At 67.1% G+C, this 16,138-nt stretch carries 20 protein-coding genes; 5 read left to right on the plus strand and 15 right to left on the minus strand.

Features of this window, described 5'->3' with window-relative positions; genetic code table 11:
* Positions 1–37: 37 nt before the first annotated feature.
* A complete protein-coding gene (locus IP65_RS02480; RefSeq protein ID WP_022677105.1) occupies positions 38–430 on the minus strand; it encodes a hypothetical protein in 393 nt (130 codons plus the stop codon).
* Between the two features lie 216 nt (positions 431–646).
* Between IP65_RS02480 and IP65_RS02485 the strand changes: the two genes are divergently transcribed.
* Positions 647–1,162 (plus strand): sterol desaturase family protein, encoded by a 516-nt coding sequence (locus tag IP65_RS02485; RefSeq protein WP_054130629.1) that lies wholly within the window; start codon positions 647–649, stop codon positions 1,160–1,162.
* Positions 1,163–1,218: 56 nt separating this feature from the next.
* Here IP65_RS02485 and IP65_RS02490 read toward each other — a convergent pair whose 3' ends face one another.
* The 10 genes from IP65_RS02490 to IP65_RS02535 form a co-directional block, all read right to left on the minus strand.
* A complete protein-coding gene (locus tag IP65_RS02490) occupies positions 1,219–2,016 on the minus strand; it encodes an MOSC domain-containing protein (RefSeq protein WP_054130630.1) in 798 nt (265 codons plus the stop codon).
* Between the two features lie 8 nt (positions 2,017–2,024).
* Entirely contained in the window at positions 2,025–2,378 is a 354-nt protein-coding gene (locus tag IP65_RS02495; protein ID WP_054130631.1) for a YbaN family protein, read from the minus strand.
* An 8-nt stretch (positions 2,379–2,386) separates the two neighbouring features.
* Positions 2,387–2,800: a SufE family protein gene (locus IP65_RS02500; RefSeq protein ID WP_054130632.1), complete on the minus strand. Its 414-nt coding sequence runs from the start codon at positions 2,798–2,800 to the stop codon at positions 2,387–2,389.
* A 305-nt stretch (positions 2,801–3,105) separates the two neighbouring features.
* Positions 3,106–3,345, minus strand: coding sequence for a hypothetical protein (locus tag IP65_RS02505; protein ID WP_054130633.1), 240 nt, complete (start codon positions 3,343–3,345; stop codon positions 3,106–3,108).
* 67 nt (positions 3,346–3,412) lie between these two features.
* Positions 3,413–3,667 (minus strand): hypothetical protein, encoded by a 255-nt coding sequence (locus IP65_RS02510; protein ID WP_054130634.1) that lies wholly within the window; start codon positions 3,665–3,667, stop codon positions 3,413–3,415.
* On the minus strand, positions 3,664–3,969 hold the full coding sequence (locus IP65_RS02515) for a hypothetical protein (protein ID WP_022677112.1): 306 nt from the start codon (positions 3,967–3,969) through the stop codon (positions 3,664–3,666). Before IP65_RS02515 ends, IP65_RS02510 begins: the two co-directional genes overlap by 4 nt.
* Before the next feature lie 45 nt (positions 3,970–4,014).
* Positions 4,015–4,392 carry an envelope stress response membrane protein PspC gene (pspC, locus tag IP65_RS02520; protein WP_022677113.1) on the minus strand — a complete coding sequence of 126 codons (378 nt, stop codon included), beginning with the start codon at positions 4,390–4,392 and terminating at the stop codon, positions 4,015–4,017.
* On the minus strand, positions 4,389–4,700 hold the full coding sequence (pspB, locus tag IP65_RS02525; protein ID WP_082349712.1) for an envelope stress response membrane protein PspB: 312 nt from the start codon (positions 4,698–4,700) through the stop codon (positions 4,389–4,391). Before pspB ends, pspC begins: the two co-directional genes overlap by 4 nt.
* 5 nt (positions 4,701–4,705) lie before the next feature.
* Positions 4,706–5,449 carry a phage shock protein PspA gene (pspA, locus tag IP65_RS02530; protein WP_231627549.1) on the minus strand — a complete coding sequence of 248 codons (744 nt, stop codon included), beginning with the start codon at positions 5,447–5,449 and terminating at the stop codon, positions 4,706–4,708.
* An 83-nt stretch (positions 5,450–5,532) separates the two neighbouring features.
* Positions 5,533–5,733 carry a hypothetical protein gene (locus IP65_RS02535; protein WP_022677116.1) on the minus strand — a complete coding sequence of 67 codons (201 nt, stop codon included), beginning with the start codon at positions 5,731–5,733 and terminating at the stop codon, positions 5,533–5,535.
* A gap of 149 nt (positions 5,734–5,882) precedes the next feature.
* On the opposite strand from IP65_RS02535, the gene pspF reads away from it, so the two are divergent.
* Together pspF and recF are read left to right on the plus strand one after the other, a co-directional pair.
* On the plus strand, positions 5,883–6,914 hold the full coding sequence (gene pspF, locus IP65_RS02540) for a phage shock protein operon transcriptional activator (protein WP_054130636.1): 1,032 nt from the start codon (positions 5,883–5,885) through the stop codon (positions 6,912–6,914).
* 142 nt (positions 6,915–7,056) lie between these two features.
* A complete protein-coding gene (gene recF / locus IP65_RS02545) occupies positions 7,057–8,130 on the plus strand; it encodes a DNA replication/repair protein RecF (RefSeq protein WP_054130637.1) in 1,074 nt (357 codons plus the stop codon).
* A gap of 4 nt (positions 8,131–8,134) precedes the next feature.
* Here the strand turns inward: recF and IP65_RS02550 are convergent, their stop codons facing one another.
* Complete coding sequence (locus IP65_RS02550; RefSeq protein WP_054130894.1) at positions 8,135–8,857, minus strand: arylesterase; 723 nt, start codon at positions 8,855–8,857, stop codon at positions 8,135–8,137.
* 89 nt (positions 8,858–8,946) lie between these two features.
* Here IP65_RS02550 and IP65_RS02555 point away from each other — a divergent pair, with 89 nt between their 5' ends.
* Positions 8,947–9,636 (plus strand): ABC transporter ATP-binding protein, encoded by a 690-nt coding sequence (locus IP65_RS02555; protein WP_054130638.1) that lies wholly within the window; start codon positions 8,947–8,949, stop codon positions 9,634–9,636.
* Positions 9,633–12,206, plus strand: coding sequence for an ABC transporter permease (locus IP65_RS02560; RefSeq protein ID WP_054130639.1), 2,574 nt, complete (start codon positions 9,633–9,635; stop codon positions 12,204–12,206). The genes IP65_RS02555 and IP65_RS02560 overlap by 4 nt, the downstream gene beginning before the upstream one ends.
* Here IP65_RS02560 and IP65_RS02565 read toward each other — a convergent pair whose 3' ends face one another.
* The 3 genes from IP65_RS02565 to IP65_RS02575 all read right to left on the minus strand — a co-directional run bounded on the left by IP65_RS02565 (position 12,207) and on the right by IP65_RS02575 (position 15,860).
* Entirely contained in the window at positions 12,207–12,623 is a 417-nt protein-coding gene (locus IP65_RS02565) for a DUF805 domain-containing protein (RefSeq protein ID WP_022677905.1), read from the minus strand. It abuts the gene before it with no gap.
* Between the two features lie 20 nt (positions 12,624–12,643).
* Positions 12,644–13,069 carry a DUF805 domain-containing protein gene (locus IP65_RS02570; protein ID WP_054130640.1) on the minus strand — a complete coding sequence of 142 codons (426 nt, stop codon included), beginning with the start codon at positions 13,067–13,069 and terminating at the stop codon, positions 12,644–12,646.
* 118 nt (positions 13,070–13,187) lie between these two features.
* On the minus strand, positions 13,188–15,860 hold the full coding sequence (locus IP65_RS02575) for a TonB-dependent receptor (RefSeq protein WP_082349713.1): 2,673 nt from the start codon (positions 15,858–15,860) through the stop codon (positions 13,188–13,190).
* Positions 15,861–16,138: the final 278 nt, after the last annotated feature.

Below are 16,138 nucleotides of genomic sequence, written 5' to 3' on the forward strand. Positions count from 1 at the left end.
GTTCAGGCGATGCCAGGGCGAGCCTGACTGGCACCGATCACCAGCGATCGCGATCCCAGTCTGCGCGTTCCATGCGCAGCTGCTGGCGGATCTGGTTCACCCGGCTGGCCAACCAGCGCACTTCGTCGCGGCTCAGGCCATCGCGGGCATACATCTTGTACTGGCGCTGCACGACCATGGCCTGGCGGCGCAACGGCGCTGCTTCGCGCGGAGAGATGGTGCGGTTGCGCACAGCGCGGTCGATGGCAAAGCGCAGCTGGCCGATATCCTGGCGGATCGCAGCGTCACGGCGCGGCGTCATCCAGCCGCCCATCGCCGGGCCAGGGCCGTGGTGCCAGCCACCGGGCGGCGGCGGCGCAGGCTGTGCCAAGGCCGGGGCAGCCAGGCCCACCGTGGCCGGAATCAGCGCGGCGAGAATGAGCTTTTTCATGGGCTTTACTCCTTGCTTGTCAGCGACGCCTGGCGATTGAGCGCCGGCGCCGTTTGATGATCATGGTGTGGCAAAGTGATCCTGAACCAAACGCGATCCGCGCGTTCGGGTTTCAGCAAGGATGGCGGGGTGCGCTTGATAACTCGCCCAACGCCCCCAGCCCTGCCCGATAAAACGCATCGCCGCCGCGCGCGCATTGCGCTATGGGCGCTGGCCATGGATATCCTGCTTGCCATCATGATCGTGCTGGGCGCTGCTGCCACCATGGAACTGGTCGCCTGGTCCAGCCACAAATACATCATGCACGGCTTTGGCTGGGCGTGGCACCGTGATCACCACGAACCGCACGATGGTTTCCTGGAAAAGAACGATCTCTATGCCGTGGTCGGCGCGGCCATTTCGATTTCGATGTTCGCGGTTGGCAGCCCCGTGGTGCTGGGCGCGCATGCCTGGTGGCCGGGCACCTGGATCGGCATGGGCGTGCTGGTCTATGGCCTGATCTATACCTTCATCCACGATGGCCTGGTGCACCAGCGCTGGTTCCGCTGGGTGCCCAAGCGTGGCTATGCCAAGCGACTGGTCCAGGCGCACAAGCTGCACCATGCCACGATCGGCAAGGAAGGCGGAGTCAGCTTCGGCTTTGTCGTCGCGCGCGATCCCGTGGTGCTCAAGCGCGAATTGCGCGAACAGCGCGCCGCCGGCATCGCCGTGCTGCGCGAAGCGGTCGAGTAAAAGATCCTCCCCGCATGGCGGGGAGGTGGCAGGCCGCAGGCCTGACGGAGGGGCGTTCAGCCCAGCTCCACCCCATCCCCCACGGCCAGATCGGCCGCGCCATCGGGAATGGCATTCATGCCAAACACCGGCTGGCGCTGCCACAGCCGCCCCATGCGACGCAGCGTGGCCAGCGGCTCGCGGTCATGGCTTTCCCCCGTCTGCGGGTCTTGCGTGGTAATCACGCAGCGCGTGCAGGGCTTGACCAGCCGCAGCGTGAGCGCGCCGATGCGCAAGCTGTTCCAGCCCTCTTCGGCAAAGGCCGCAGGCGCGCCGGTGATCACCAGGTTGGGGCGGAAGCGCGCCATGGTGATCGGCGCGGGCAACTGCGCATTGAGCGCGTCGAGCGATTCCTGCGTGGTGACGAGCAGCGGAAAGCCATCGGCAAAGCCCACGGCATCACCCGGCTGGCCATAGCGCGGATCGACCGGACGGATCACGTCATCGCCCATGTGCACCAGGTGAACCGGCTGGCCCAGCCGCGCTGAAAGCCAGGCGTCGGCCTCGGCGCCAGCGGGGGTGGCGGCCAGGCTGTCTCCCCACACCTTGACCGCGCGGCGCTCGGCCGTGGTCGGCACCGCCACCTTTACCGATGGCGCAGCCGCATGGTGCAGTGTCACGCCGCCATCGGCATGCGGCACGGCGCGCAGCAGGGCCATCGCCGGCAGTTCGCGGCGGGTGAGAAAGCGACCTTGCGGATTGACGACCATCCAGCGCCGATCACCCGCCACGCCCTGCGCGGTGATCGTGGCGCGCTCCATCGCTTCTCCCCCCAGGGACTTGACCGGATAGCGATGGATGGCGGCAAGCTGCATGCGACGTCCTATTCCGCGCGGGTCCAGATCCAGGTGCCGCTCAAGGCCATGACCGCCGCCGGGATCAGCACCCAGGGCCAGCCGGCAGTGAACGCGGTTACCCCCACGCTCAGCGCCATGGTCGCCAGTGCCGCCTTCTTGGCACGGCGGGGGATGGCGCGCCGGGTGCGCCATTCGCGCAAGGGCGGCCCCCACTTGGGATGATCGAGCAGGCGCTGCTCCCACGCGGGGTTGCCGCGCGCAAAGCAGAACACCGCCAGCAGCAGGAACGGCACCGTGGGCAGCAGTGGCAGGAACGCGCCCACCGTGCCCAGCCCGACAAAGAACAGGCCCGCAGCCGTCCAGAGATGGCGGCGGACCATGCCCGCCGTCAGCCCGCCGCAGCCAGGCGCGCGGCGTGTTCGCGCACCAGCGCAATCATGTTGGGCAGGCCCTGCGTGCGGTTGGATGAAAGCTGGTTCTTGAGATTGAACGGCGCCAGCGCCTCGGCAATGTCCATGCCTGCCACCTCAGCAGCGGGCCGGTCCTGCACGGCGGCCAGGACCAGGGCAATGATGCCCTTGGTGATCGCTGCGTTGCTATCGGCCAGGAAATGCAGGGCGCCGCCCTCCCCCTCAGTGGGATAGACCCATACCGCTGCCGAGCAGCCACGCACCAGCGTGGCATCGGTTTTCAGCGCATCGGGCATCGGCTCAAGCTCTCGCCCAAGGTCGATCAGCAAGCGATAGCGTTCATCGCCATCGCTGAACTCGTACTCTTCGAGAATGTCGGCAAGGGTGCGCATAGGCTGGGCCTTAGGCGGCGTGGACAAATTCCGCAATGCCACGGTTGCCCTGCAAGAGGCCCTGGCGAGGCGCGAGGCCGCAGGAAGAGTGGGCCTCTTTCAAGGCGGAGCAACGCTGCCAGGGCCTCTTGCAGGGCAACCCCTCCGGGGCTGGACCAAAAACCGCCATTTCCGCGTCGGCTCGTCGCGCAATATTCCCGATATTCCGCTTCCTCGCCTCCTTGAACTGGCGGTTTTTGCTTCCAGCCGTGGCACTGCGGAATTTGTCCACGCCGCCTAATGCGGGAACCAGCCCACCTCAACCCTCAACGATCGCGCAGGGATTCGATTTCACGGGCAAGGTCGGTCGATCCACGCTGGTCGGTCAGGATGCGCTCCAGCACCTCAACCCGGCTGCGCAGCGCAGCCACTTCGCGCGCGAGGGCGGCATTTTCCGCCGCATCGGCGATGGGATAGGTATCCTGTTGGGCGCTGTGGCGGCGATGGCGCAGGCTGGCCCAGGCCAGGATCGCGACGATGGCAACAAGAGTGGCTCCAAAGCTCACGGGTAGGAAATCCTTGGCTGGACCGGGTAAATCGGGCGGGGGGAAAAGAAAGGGCGGGTAAACGCGGTCAGTTGAACTGGGGCATGGCCGAAGCCTCGCGCCCCTGCATCATGCCTTCCAGCACGCGCACGCGCTGCTCCAGCCGGGCGGTCTGGGCGGCATATTGCGCGGCCTGCTCAGCCGTGGCGCGGGTGGTGGCGATGATTTCCCGCTCGCGCTGATCCATCCGGCGCGACCAGGCCTGCGCCGCCATTGCCAGGCCGACCAGCAAAGTGGCCAGGGTGGCAAATGCCAGCAGGACGATGGCACCGGCGGCAGTCATTGCAGCTTGCCCGAAACCGGGGCGCGGGCGGCGCCGTCGTGCTGGCTGCCTTCGATGCGGTTGACATCGCGCAGGGCCTCGATCTGCAGCGCCACGTCATAGCCACCATCGGTGACAATGCGTTCCAATACGCGCACGCGATCTTCCAGCGCCTGGTTCTGGACGGCATATTGGGCGGCCTTTTCGGCCGTGGCGTTGGCCTGGATTTCCGCCATCCGCCGGCTGTGCCGGGTCCAGATCGCAAGGCCTGCGATCATGAACGGGGCAAGCGGGATAAGCAGGGCAAGTGTTCCGTGATCCATGGCAGCAGTCCCCTTCGAAGTGCCGGGATGGGATGGAATGGTGGCTTAGCGCAGGCTTTCGATTTCCTGGGCGAGGCGCGGATTGCTCGAGACATAGAAGTGTTCGACTTCGGCCAAGCGGCGATCGATGTCGCGCAACGAGGCGCGCACTTCGCGGGCCGAACGGGCCGGCGATTGGCGCACGCCCTGCCAGAACTTCTGCTCCTGCCGATCGGCATAGAGCGAGGCCGGCTTCTTTTCAGCCAGGAAGCCCAGCGCGAGATAGATGATCGGCAAGAAGCCGAGCCCGCAGCAGGTGCCGACGATCAGCGCCAGCCGCACCCACAGCACATCAACCCCGGTGTAGTCGGCAATCCCGGCGCACACGCCCATGAACTTGCCGTTGACCTTGTCGCGATAGAAACGGGTACGGGCAGCGCTCATTTCACGGTCCCCTTGGTTTGCGTCATCAGCCGATCGAGTTCAGACAGGTCGGCCTGGTGGTTGGTGCGCTCGGCCGCCAGGCTGGCCGGGCGGAATTGCGGGTTTTCGCTGGCAACCAGGCGCTCCACCGTGTCCATCCGCTCTTCCAGGCGGCGCGCGACGCGATAAAGCTCTTCCAGCAGTTGCTCATCGCCGCTGGTCAGGGTTGCGGCGGTCTTCCACTTGGTCATGTAGTGCAGCACGATCCATGGCAGCGCGACGAACAGCGTTACCAGGGCAAAGAACGGCGTCAGGTCCATATCGCCCATGGTGATCAGCCCTCCTTGCCCATGGCGCGCTTCATCGCGGCCAGTTCCTCGTCGATCTTGTCCTGCCCGGCGAGGGCGGCAATCTCATCGGCCAGGCTGGGCGTCCCGCTTTCGGCGATGCTCAGCGCATCGGCGCGGCCTTCGGCATAATCGACGCGGCGTTCGAGCTGGTCGAACCGCGACAGCGCTTCGTCCACGCGCTCGCTGGTCATCAGGGCGCGCAGGCGCACGCGGTTTTCCGCGCTCTCCAGGCGGGCGGCGATGGCAGTCTGGCGGCTGCGGGCCTCGCGCAGGCGGGTCTGCAGCTTTTCGATGTCCTGCTCATAGGCGCGCATCGAATCGTCGAGCACCGCCACTTCGCTGCGCAGCTGGTCGGCCATGTCGGCCGCCTTCTTGCGCTCCATCAGGGCAGCACGGGCCAGATCCTCGCGGTCCTTCGACAGGGCGAGCTGCGCCTTGTCGGCCCAATCGGCCTGCAGGCGGTCAAGCTTGGCCACGTGGCGCAGCATTTCCTTCTGGTCGGCAATGGTCCGCGCGGCAGAGGCACGCACCTCAACCAGCGTCTCTTCCATTTCCAGGATGATCATGCGGATCATCTTGGCCGGATCGTCGGCCTTGTCCAACAGATCGTTGAAATTGGCGGCAATGATATCGCGCGTGCGCGAAAAGATGCCCATCAGGTTTGCTCCGTTGAAAAAGGGCCTTGCGGCGTTCGTATCACTTTGGCCGGTCCCCGACGAGGGCCGCATCCGCGCGGCCCGCAGCGCATCGTCAAAGCGCGAGGAACCGCCGGAAGACTGCGGGCCTGCCGGCACGGGTTCGAGAATGGAATTCATGCCAGGCCCCCGGTGATGGCCGCGACCGAGCGGGTGATGCCGGTGTGGCCAGCCGACGCGGCGTGGACGCTGTGGCCCAGGCCGGGCAGTTCCGGCATGTGGTTGGCCAGGACCACTGCATTCATCGCCAGCATCGCGGCAATGCTGACCAGGGCGGCGCGGCCAAGACGGGTGGAGAAGAACGGGGCGGTGGTCATCGGGGTTACTCCAAAGCGGTTGTCCTGTGTTCAGCAAGGCCCGTGCCAAATTTGAAAAGTGCCTGATTTTCGCCGTTTTGCGAAAATTCTCCGCCCCGTAGAATGGCGCATCTTGCCCGCACTTGGGAAAATATGCCAAATGTTGGGCCATGGATCGCGAAGTTCAGTTCATCGGCCAATCCAGCGCCTTTCTCGACGCGGTCGAGCGGGCCAGCCGCGCCGCGCCGATGCGCCGCCCGGTGCTGGTGATCGGTGAACGCGGCACTGGCAAGGAACTGATCGCCGAACGCCTGCACCGCCTGTCCACGCGCTGGCAGGAACCGCTCGTGACGATGAACTGCGCCGCCCTGCCCGAAACCCTGATCGAGGCCGAACTCTTCGGGCACGAGGCCGGCGCCTTTACCGGCGCGACCCGCGCGCGCGTCGGCCGCTTTGAAGAGGCGGACAAAGGCACGCTGTTCCTGGACGAGTTGGGCACGCTGTCGATGGGCGCGCAGGAACGCCTGCTGCGCGCGGTGGAATATGGCGAGGTGACGCGCATCGGCGCCAGCCGGCCGATCCGCGTGGACGTGCGCATCGTCGCTGCCACCAACGAGGATCTGCCCAGGATGGCGGCGCAAGGCCGCTTTCGCCCAGACCTGCTCGATCGCCTCAGCTTCGAGGTGATCACCCTGCCCCCGCTGCGCGTGCGCGAGGGTGACGTGGCCGTGCTGGCCGAGTATTTCGGCCGGCGCATGGCGGCCGAACTGCAATGGGATGCCTGGCCGGGGTTTGCCCCCCATGCCCAGCAGCAGCTGGAAACCCACGCCTGGCCCGGCAACGTGCGCGAATTGCGCAACGTGGTGGAACGCGCGGTCTATCGCTGGGACGATCCTGACCGGCCGATCGCCCATGTGCAATTCGATCCGTTCGAAAGCCCGTGGAAGCCCGCCGCCTTGATGGCCCCGGCAACCACCGATGCCTGCACTACGGTGATGCAACATGCGACCAGTGCCGCGGATTTCGATACGATCCAGGATCTGCGTGCCGCAGTCGACTCCCACGAGCGCGCCATTCTGGAGCATCACCTGGGTCGCAACCGCTATAACCAGCGGCAGACCGCCAAGGCGCTGGGCGTGACCTATGACCAGTTGCGCCACTGCCTGAAAAAGCACGGTCTGCTGGAGCGTGGACAGGGGTGATGTCTGCAGGTGTTGTTTCAGGTTTCGCACCACCCCCAACCCCCTCCTCTAAAGAGGAGGGGGCTTTTCCTGTCACTCTCCCCCTCCTCTTCAGAGGAGGGGGTCGGGGGGTGGTGGAAGCCAAGCGCCCCCCACAAAACCCATGGCGCTAACCCGCCTGACCCTGCGCGATTTTCGCAACCATGCGGCCACCCGGCTTGATGGCATGGCGCGCTTCAACGTGCTGGTGGGGGAAAACGGCGCGGGCAAGACCAATGTGCTCGAAGCGCTGTCACTGCTGGCGCCGGGCCGGGGCCTGCGCCGTGCCCAGCCGGCCGAAATGGCCGCGCGCCATGGTGATGGCAGCTTTGCCGTAGCGGCCGAGATGGAAGAGGGCGAACTTGTGCTCGGCACCCACACCCAGCCCGCCGCGCCCGGCCGCCGCCTGGTCAAGGTCAACGGCGCGCAGGCACCGGCGGCGCGGTTGGCGGAATGGCTCTCGCTCACCTGGCTAACCCCGGCGATGGACCGGCTGTTTGCCGAAAGTGCCGGCAACCGCCGGCGTTTCCTCGATCGGCTGGTGCTGGCCCGCCTGCCCGGCCATGCCCAGGCCAGCGCCCGCTATGAAAACGGCTTGCGCGAACGCAACCGCCTGCTGGCAGACGACCGCGAACCCGATCCCGCCTGGCTCGACGCGCTGGAAACGCAACTCGCGCAGACCGGCGCAGCGATCGTCGCGGCGCGCGCCGACCTGGTGGCCGATCTGGGCGCCGTGCTGGAAACCGTTCCCGAACAGCCTTTTGCCCGGCCGTCGCTGGCCTATGCCAGCGAAACCCCGGCCGATGAAGAGGCCCTGCGCAGCGCCTTGCGCCAAGGCCGCCGCCGCGATCGCGCGGCCGGGCGCACGCTGATTGGCCCGCACCGCGATGATCTTGCCGTGCGCCTGGCCACCAAGGATGCCCCGGCCGCCGATTGTTCCACCGGAGAGCAGAAGGCGATGCTGATCGCCATCGTGCTGGCCCATGCCGAACTCACCGCCGGCCCGCGCCCGCGCCTGCTGCTGCTCGATGAAATCGCCGCCCATCTCGATCCGCTGCGCCGCGCCGCGCTCTATGAACGGCTCGCTGCCTCGGGCGCGCAAGTGTGGATGACTGGCACCGAAGCGGCGCCCTTTGCCGAAATCGCCGGTGAAGCGGCGATGTGGCACGTGCACGATGGAGCGGCAGTGCGGGCCTGAATGCCTAGCCGTTCAGTGCCTTGGCCAGGGCCTGGGCCACGGCTGGCTGGGTGGCGGCAACGATCGCATCCACTCCTTGCGCATTGGGGTGCATGTGATCGGGCAATTGCAGCGCCGGCCGGGCAATGATCGGTTGCAGGAAGAACGGCACCAGCGCGGCATCATACTTTTTCGCCAGGGCCGGCCAAATCGGGTTGAACGCGGCCACGTAATCCGCCCCCATGTTGGGCGCGGCGAGCATGCCGGTGAGCATCACGGGAATGCCGCGCCGCTTGAGTTCCGCGAGGATCGCATCGAGGTTGGCGCGGGTCTGTGCCGGCGGCAGGCCGCGCAGCATGTCGTTGCCGCCCAGGCCGACCATCACCAGCGCCGGCTTGCGCGGCTGGTTATCCAGCGTGAAGGCCAGCCGCTGCCGCGCCGCCGCCGTGGTATCGCCCGAAACGCCGGCATTGATCACCCGCGCCTTGACCCCCGCGGCATTGAGCGCCGCCTGCAACCGCGCCGGATAGCTTTGCCCCTGGTCCAGCTGGTATCCGGCATAGAGGCTGTCTCCAAATGCCAGGATCACCGGCGCGTCTGCCGGCACAGCGGCGGCGACTGGCGCACCTGCAGCCGTGGTCGCGCCCCGCGTTTCCAGCGCATCGGGCGCCTTGTCGCGCGAACAGCCGGCAAGCGACAGCGCAGCCAGGGCAGCAAGAACCGGAACAGCATAAACAGGCGCGCGCATCGGGTTTCCCATAAAGACAGGTGCTGCCCCCATGTCGTTGGTGGAATGGCCGGTTGCAAGATGCTTGCGGTCTATGCCACTCCCGCGCGGTGACCAGCCCTGCCCCGCTCATTTCCGCCCGCGCACTCACCCTTTCCCTTGGCCGCGACGCCGCCCGTGTCGATATTCTCAAGGGTCTGGACCTTGCGGTGATGGCCGGGGAAACGGTGGCCCTGCTGGGGCCGTCCGGCTCGGGCAAGTCATCGCTGCTGGCGGTGCTGGCCGGGCTTGAACGGGCGAGCGGCGGCACGCTGCTTATCGCAGGCGCGGATTTTTCCACGCTCGATGAAGATGGCCTTGCCACCGCGCGGCGGGGGCGCATCGGCATCGTGCTCCAGGCGTTTCACCTGCTGCCGACGATGACCGCGCGCGAGAATGTCGCCACGCCGATGGAACTGGCCGGTATGGCCGATGCCATGCAGCGGGCCGAAGCGGAACTGGCCGCCGTGGGCCTGGCCCATCGGCTCGATCACTATCCCGGCCAGCTTTCGGGTGGCGAGCAGCAACGCGTGGCCATTGCCCGCGCGCTGGCCCCGCGCCCGGCGCTGCTGTTTGCCGATGAACCGACCGGCAACCTCGATACCGCGACCGGCACCGCCGTGGCCGATCTGCTGTTCGATCGCGCGCGCCAGGCCGGGGCAACCTTGCTGATGGTCACGCACGATGAAGCGCTGGCCCAGCGCTGTGGCCGCATCCTGCGCCTGGCCGATGGGCGCATCGTGGCGGACGAGACCCGATGACCGCCACGGCGCTGGCCGGCGACACCCAAAAGCGAGGCCTGGGCTGGGGCACCGCCTGGACACTGGCGCGGCGGGGATTGGACTGGAAATTCCAGGGCTTGCGCCTGCTGGTCGTCTGCCTGGTGCTGGGCGTGGCGGCACTGGCCGCGATCGGCACGCTGACCGATGCCGTGCGCGGCGAACTCGATCAACGCGGCCAGGCGATGCTGGGCGGCGATGTGGAGGTGGAACTGGCCGGGCGCCAGGCCTTTGCCCCGGAACAGGCGGCCTTTACCCGCGCCGGCACGCTCTCGATCGGGGCACGCATGCGGGCCATGGCCACCGTGCCCGGCGCCGATGGCACCGCCGTGCCGATCGAACTCAAGGCAGTGGACGGCGCCTGGCCGCTCTATGGCCGTTTCACCCTGGCCGATGGCCGCGCGGTGGGCGCGCCCGACGCCACAACCGCGTGGATCGCGCCGGGCGTGGCGCAGCGGCTGGGCGTGTCCACTGGCCAGCCCTTGAAGATCGGCAGCGCCACATTCCGCATCGGCGGGGTGATCGCGGACGAGCCCGATCGCCTGGGCGAAGGTTTTGGCCTGGGCCCCACGGTAATCATCAGCCGCGCCGGGCTCGACGCCACCGGCCTGGTTCAGCCCGGCGCCATGGTGCGCTGGAAATACCGTCTGCGCCTTCCCCCTACTGCCCAGCCGCAGGCCGTGGCTGACGCGCTGACCCACCAGTTCCCCAATGCCGGGCTGGAACTGCGTACGCGTGACAAGGCCTCGCCCGGGCTCGATCGCTTTGTTTCACGCATGGGGCAATTCCTGGCGCTGGTAGCGCTGGCCGCCTTGCTGATTGCCGGCATCGGCATTGGCAATGGCGTGGCCTCCTACCTTGAGGCGCGGCGCGGGGCGATCGCCACGCTCAAGATCCTGGGCGCCACCGGGGCTGACATTGCACGGATCTATCTTCTGCAACTGGGTCTGGCCACGCTGCTGGCAATCGGCCTTGGCCTGGCGCTGGGGGTGGCGGCCACCCCGCTGATCGGCCTGGCGCTGAAAGATCTTTTGCCGATCCCCGCCGGCCTGGTACTGGCGCCCGGTGCGCTCGCCCTGGCCGCGCTGCAGGGCGCGCTGATTGCCGCCACCTTTGCCGCGCCGCCGCTGCTGCGCGCCCGTGCCGTGCCGGCCATGGCGCTGATGCGCGGCCGCCTGGTGCCCCCGCGCGACGGCTGGCGTAGCCGCGCGCTCGCCATGGGCATTGGCCTCGCCACGATTGCCGCCATTGCGGTGGCTGGGGCAGAGCAGCCCTGGCTGGCCGCCGGTTTCCTGGCGGCGGCGGGCGGCGTGTTGGCCCTGCTGGCGGCGCTGGGCTGGGCATTGGTGTGGCTCGCCGCCCGCCTGCCGCGTCCGCGCCACCCGATCGCGCGGATGGCTCTGGCCAACCTGCACCGCCCCGGCGCGCAGACCGGGGCACTGGTCACCGCGCTGGGCTTTGGCATGGCGGCGTTCGTGCTGCTCGCCGGGGTGCAGACCAGCCTTGACGCCAATATTTCCGCGCGCGTGCCGCAACGCGCGCCCGACTATTTCGTGCTCGACGTGCCGCCCGCCGGCCTGCCCGCGTTCGAACGCGTGGTGCGCGGCGCGGCGCCTGCTGCGCGCATCCGCACCGTGCCGGCGATGCGCGGCACGATCGTGGCGTTCGGCCCGGCCGATCACATGATCCGCGTTGCCGATCTGGTGCGCATTCCCGATGATGCCTGGGCGCTGCGCGGTGATCGCGGGCTGACCTTTGCCGATGCCCTGCCCGAGGGCAACGTCCTGACCGCCGGGCGTTGGTGGCCGGCCGGCTATCGCGGCGAACCGCTGGTATCAGTGGATGAAAAGCTGGCGCAGGCCATCCACCTCAAGCTGGGGGACAGGATCACGGTGTCGCTGCTGGGGGTGGAACGCAGCGCGCGCGTCGCCTCGTTCCGGCGGATCGACTGGGACAGCTATGGCTTCAACTATGTCCTGGTGTTCAGCCCCAATGCCTTGGCCGATGCCCCCTATAATCTTGCCGCCACGATCGAACTGGGCAAGGCGCAGGGCAATCCGGCCGTGTCGCGCGCGATCCTGTCAGGCCTGGTGCGCGCCCTGCCGTCCAGCTCGGTGATCGAGGTGGGGCCGGTGCTGGCGCAGGCGCGCAGCCTGTTGGGGCAGATGGCCGTGGCGATCTTTGCCGCCGCCAGCGTGGCGATCCTGGCTGGGATGGCGGTGCTGGCCGGCGCCATCGCTGCCGCGCGGGCGCAACGGCACTATGACGCAGTGGTACTCCGCGTGCTGGGCGCCGGATCGGGCCAGTTGCTGGTGCTGGTCTTGGCCGAACAGGCTTTGCTGGCCGTGCTGCTGGCCGGTGTCGCGCTGGGGCTCGGCACCGCAGGCGCCTGGGCGGTGGTGACGCAGCTGTTCGATTTTGCCTGGCTGCCCGGCTGGGGCACCATCCTGGCCGTGCTCGGCGGCGCGCTCGCGGTGGTGATGGCCATGGCGCTGGGCGGGTCGCTCGGCGTGTTGCGCACGCGGCCCGCCCAGGCGCTCAGGGAATTGTAATCACTGGAAAACGTCGGCTTCGTAGGGGTTCTTGGGGTCAGAGCCATAGCGGTTGGAGCCGCGCGTGCCGTCCAGGCACATGAACACCAGCAGCGCGAACCAGCCCAGGATCGGCAGGAAGATCAACAGAAACCACCAGCCCGAACGATCGATATCGTGCAGGCGCCGCACCGACACCGCCAGGCTGGGGATGAAGTTGAACAGCGCGAACAGCCCAGACAAGGCATCACCCACGCCGTTGAGCTGGGTGCTGACCCCGGTATACCAGCCCATTGTGGTATAGGTGGTGCGGCCGAAAACGATGGTCAGCGCCAGGTTCACCAGCAGGCCAAACAGCGTGAACATCCAGTATTCCTTGCGGCGCGATCGGCCAGCGAACTGGAAATAGCGGCGATAGGGCAACAGCATCCAATTCATGCGCAGTTCTCCTGGCGGTTTCAGCCAAACACGTCGGTCAGATCGCGGTTCTTGGGATCGGCACCATAGCGGTTGGGCCCGGGCGTGCCGGGCAGGAACATCATCACGAACACGATCAGCCCGCCAACGTAAGGCACGAAGCTGATCAGGTAGAGCCACCCCGTGCGGTCCTGGTCATGAAAGCGGCGAATACACACCGCCATATGCGCCCACGCCCAGACCAGCACCAGGATCGCCATCCCGGAGATGGCAACGATATCCCAGCGGTTTGTTTCCGGTGCAGCGGCTTTGTCCCAAAGATGCACCGGCATGAACACGCTGAAGAAAAGCAGGAACACTGCGATCCCCGACAGCACCAGCGAGAAGAACTCCCGCCGTCGCGAGCGCCCGCGAAACTCGAACATGCGCCTGTAGGGCAGGATCAGCCAGTACACGAACACCCCCATCGCTCACCGGCCGATGCCGGTTGGTCGCCATGGGCAAACAGCCAGAAAAATATCGACATGACAAGAAAAAGGGGGCCGCCAGGCAGCCCCCTTGCAAGTCTTGCGCTTCGCGTCCGGGTTAGAAGCGATAACGCACCGATGCACCATAGGTGCGCGGCTGGTTGGTGTAACCCGAAATTGCCAGAGGCTGGGCCACCGAATCGAAAACCTTGGTCAGTGTGCGGTTGTTGGTCAGGTTGCGCGCCCACAGCGTAAATTCGGTGCGGGCGCGGGGGGCCAGGCCCAGCGCGGCATTCACTTCGTCGATGCGCCGCTTGTATTGCGCCGACGCGGCGATCGCGGCGGCCGTGCCCAGATCAAGGAAACCGGGCAGCCCCTCTTCCGTGATCACCGGGCTTTCATGATGGAAATCCGCCCGCAAGAACAGGCGCGCGGTGCGGCCCAGGCGGTGCTCGTATTGCCCCGCCAGGGTGAACGACAGGGCGGGAATGCCGGCCGGCCGCCGTCCGGACAGATCGCCCACCGCCGACATCGTGAAATCATGGTACAGCGGATCGAGCCAGGTGGCGCTGCCCGAAAGCGTCAGGCCTGGCGCCGGGCGCAGCACGGTTTCCACTTCCACCCCGCGCACGCGCTCCTTGCCGGCGTTGACCAGTGCGAAACCAATGCCGGTAAAGACGTTGGACTGAAAGCCGCTGATGGTCTGGTCGAACACCGCGATATTGGCCGTGGCCAGCCCCCACTGCGCCTTGAGGCCCAGCTCATAGACGGTGGTACGCTCTGGCCCGGCAAAGCGGGTGGCATAGGTCTGGTTGACCTGGGCCAGGCCGGCGGCCTCCAACGCGGCCTGGTCGGCCGGAAACGGGCGGCTGTCGCGCGACAGGTTGATCGAGCTGGCCTTGAACCCGGTGGCGACGCTGGCATAGGCGTGCACGCGCCGGTTGAGCATGACTGTTGCACGTGCTGTCCAGGTCAGCCGCTGGTCATGCGTGCGGCCCGGTTCCACCGCATTGGGCACGTCAACATAGGGCGGGAAAAGCTGCAGCCGGCGCAGGGCGCCAAGCGGATTGGCCGCCGGGTTGTTGGCATTGGCCGCAGCGCGCCCCAACACGGCGGCATAGCCCTGGGGATCGGCCTGGGCAAAGGCCGCGATCGCCGCCGGGCTCTGCGGGTTGACGCCACGCGCGCGAAAACCGGCGGCGGCCAGCAGTTGCTGCCGGAACGGGGCATAGGCGCGACCGTCAAGGTCCACGCCGGCAAAAGCGTCGGTGGTTTCGCCGACGATCGCATAGCGCTTGGTATCGCTGGTAAAGGCAGCACCCGCCGTCAGCGTGAGCGCGCCACCGAGCTTGAGATCGCCTTGGAAAAATGCCGAGAACGCCTCGTTACGCAGGCGATAGCGTTCGTTGGAACCCTGCCCGCTGGCAAAGAAGCGGCCGGCATAGCGGGCGGGATCGCCGTCCAGGCCGCCCAGCACCTGCTCCAGCAACGGCACGCTCAATGCTCCGGCACTCGCCCCCTGCACCAGCAGGTTGGCATAGGCGCGCATGTCCCGGCCAAAGGCGATGGCATTGCGCTGGTCCAGCGCCTCGTTGAAGTAATAGACCCCGGCGAGCGCGTTGAACGGCCCGGGCAGGTCGGTCGCCAGGCGCAGTTCCTCGGTAAAGGTCGACAGCGTCAGGTCTTGGGCATTGCGCGCCAGCATCTGACCGCTGGTGAAATCGGAATCCTGGTTGGTGGCCGAGGTCAGCCGCCGCCACGCCGAAATCGCCGTCAGCTTGAACCGGCTGGCCTTATAGTCGAGCTGACCGGAAAAGCCGTAGTTGGCGATGCGGTTGGTCGAATCGAAATTCCACCAGGCCTGATCGGCATAGATCGCATCGGGCGCATTGACCTTGCCGCCGATCGCCAAGACCGCCTGGGTCGCGGCAGAGGACTGGACATTGACCGGCGCGCAGCACACCTCGTCGATCAGGCCGTAATCGCCGATCACCCGCAGCGACAGATCATCGCCGGGCTGCCACAGCGCCTGGCCGCGCACGAACCAGCGGTTGCGGCCGTTGCTGCGCTGGCCGCTATCGGGATCGACGATAAAGCCGTCGCGCCGGTTGCGCCCGGCCGCCACGCTCACCGCCAGGGTATCGGTCAAGGGACCAGTGACCAAACCCTTGAACACCTGGGCGTTATAGTTGCCATAGCTCGCCTCGAAATCCGCGCCGGGCGTGAACTGCGGCAGGCGCGTAATGATCGAGATGACCCCGGCCGACGCGTTTTTGCCGAACAGCGTGGATTGCGGGCCGCGCAAGACTTCCACCTGCTCCACATCGGGCAGATCGGCAATCTGCGCTGCCGTGCGCGAGCGATAGACGCCATCGACGAATACCCCGACCGAGGGTTCGATTCCGCTGTTGTTGGCGCCGTTGCCAAAGCCACGGATGTAGATGTTGACGTTGGCCGGGCTCTGCAACTGCTGCATCGACAGCGAGGGCACCAGGCTGGTCAGGTCTTTCAGATCGCGGATCTGTGCCCGCGCGATGGCCTCGCCGCTGGCCACGCTGACCGCCACCGGCACGTCTTCCAGGCTGGCCGCACGCTTGGTCGCGGTGACGACGATAGTGCCATCTGCCCCCTCGCCGCTTGCGGCCACCTCGGCCGGGCCATCGCCGGCAGCATGGGCGGTGGGCGCGATGGCTAGGCCAAGCGGCAGCCAAGCGGCCGTAATCAGCAGCTTGCGGTTTACCGCAAGCCGGCGCCGCCGTGCATCATCGCTGTGTTCGCCCCGACCCTGCATGTCTTGTGGTATGCGCGCCCTGTTGACCGCGTGGCTGGCAACACCCCCCGTGTTGGCCGGCCACGCCGCGCCTTTCTGCTAGCGCGGTTACATTCGGCCATAAACCGCAATCCGTGTCATTTCCGGGCATTTCGGCCGGATTTGGCGGCGTTTTGGCGGTACTGTTGCGCCTGCGCCACATCATCGCGGCAGGCTCTTTTGCCAGTCGCCCTTGTGGCAACGCACAATAACGAGTAAGCGCGCGCCCAAGTGCGGCCAGAACCGAGATGACGGGATCT

It is taken from the genome of Novosphingobium sp. AAP1 (assembly GCF_001295765.1).
Lineage (GTDB): Bacteria > Pseudomonadota > Alphaproteobacteria > Sphingomonadales > Sphingomonadaceae > Novosphingobium > Novosphingobium capsulatum.

Bases quoted from the DNA above. Each gene is read 5' to 3' on its own strand.
- IP65_RS02480 (WP_022677105.1), bottom strand. From the start codon at position 430: ATGAAAAAGCTCATTCTCGCCGCGCTGATTCCGGCCACGGTGGGCCTG.
- IP65_RS02485 (WP_054130629.1), top strand. From the start codon at position 647: ATGGATATCCTGCTTGCCATCATGATCGTGCTGGGCGCTGCTGCCACC.
- IP65_RS02490 (WP_054130630.1), bottom strand. From the start codon at position 2,016: ATGCAGCTTGCCGCCATCCATCGCTATCCGGTCAAGTCCCTGGGGGGA.
- IP65_RS02495 (WP_054130631.1), bottom strand. From the start codon at position 2,378: ATGGTCCGCCGCCATCTCTGGACGGCTGCGGGCCTGTTCTTTGTCGGG.
- IP65_RS02500 (WP_054130632.1), bottom strand. From the start codon at position 2,800: ATGCGCACCCTTGCCGACATTCTCGAAGAGTACGAGTTCAGCGATGGC.
- IP65_RS02510 (WP_054130634.1), bottom strand. From the start codon at position 3,667: ATGACTGCCGCCGGTGCCATCGTCCTGCTGGCATTTGCCACCCTGGCC.
- IP65_RS02515 (WP_022677112.1), bottom strand. From the start codon at position 3,969: ATGGATCACGGAACACTTGCCCTGCTTATCCCGCTTGCCCCGTTCATG.
- pspC (WP_022677113.1), bottom strand. From the start codon at position 4,392: ATGAGCGCTGCCCGTACCCGTTTCTATCGCGACAAGGTCAACGGCAAG.
- pspB (WP_082349712.1), bottom strand. From the start codon at position 4,700: ATGGGCGATATGGACCTGACGCCGTTCTTTGCCCTGGTAACGCTGTTC.
- pspA (WP_231627549.1), bottom strand. From the start codon at position 5,449: ATGCGGCCCTCGTCGGGGACCGGCCAAAGTGATACGAACGCCGCAAGG.
- IP65_RS02535 (WP_022677116.1), bottom strand. From the start codon at position 5,733: ATGACCACCGCCCCGTTCTTCTCCACCCGTCTTGGCCGCGCCGCCCTG.
- pspF (WP_054130636.1), top strand. From the start codon at position 5,883: ATGGATCGCGAAGTTCAGTTCATCGGCCAATCCAGCGCCTTTCTCGAC.
- recF (WP_054130637.1), top strand. From the start codon at position 7,057: ATGGCGCTAACCCGCCTGACCCTGCGCGATTTTCGCAACCATGCGGCC.
- IP65_RS02550 (WP_054130894.1), bottom strand. From the start codon at position 8,857: ATGCGCGCGCCTGTTTATGCTGTTCCGGTTCTTGCTGCCCTGGCTGCG.
- IP65_RS02560 (WP_054130639.1), top strand. From the start codon at position 9,633: ATGACCGCCACGGCGCTGGCCGGCGACACCCAAAAGCGAGGCCTGGGC.
- IP65_RS02565 (WP_022677905.1), bottom strand. From the start codon at position 12,623: ATGAATTGGATGCTGTTGCCCTATCGCCGCTATTTCCAGTTCGCTGGC.
- IP65_RS02570 (WP_054130640.1), bottom strand. From the start codon at position 13,069: ATGGGGGTGTTCGTGTACTGGCTGATCCTGCCCTACAGGCGCATGTTC.
- IP65_RS02575 (WP_082349713.1), bottom strand. From the start codon at position 15,860: ATGCAGGGTCGGGGCGAACACAGCGATGATGCACGGCGGCGCCGGCTT.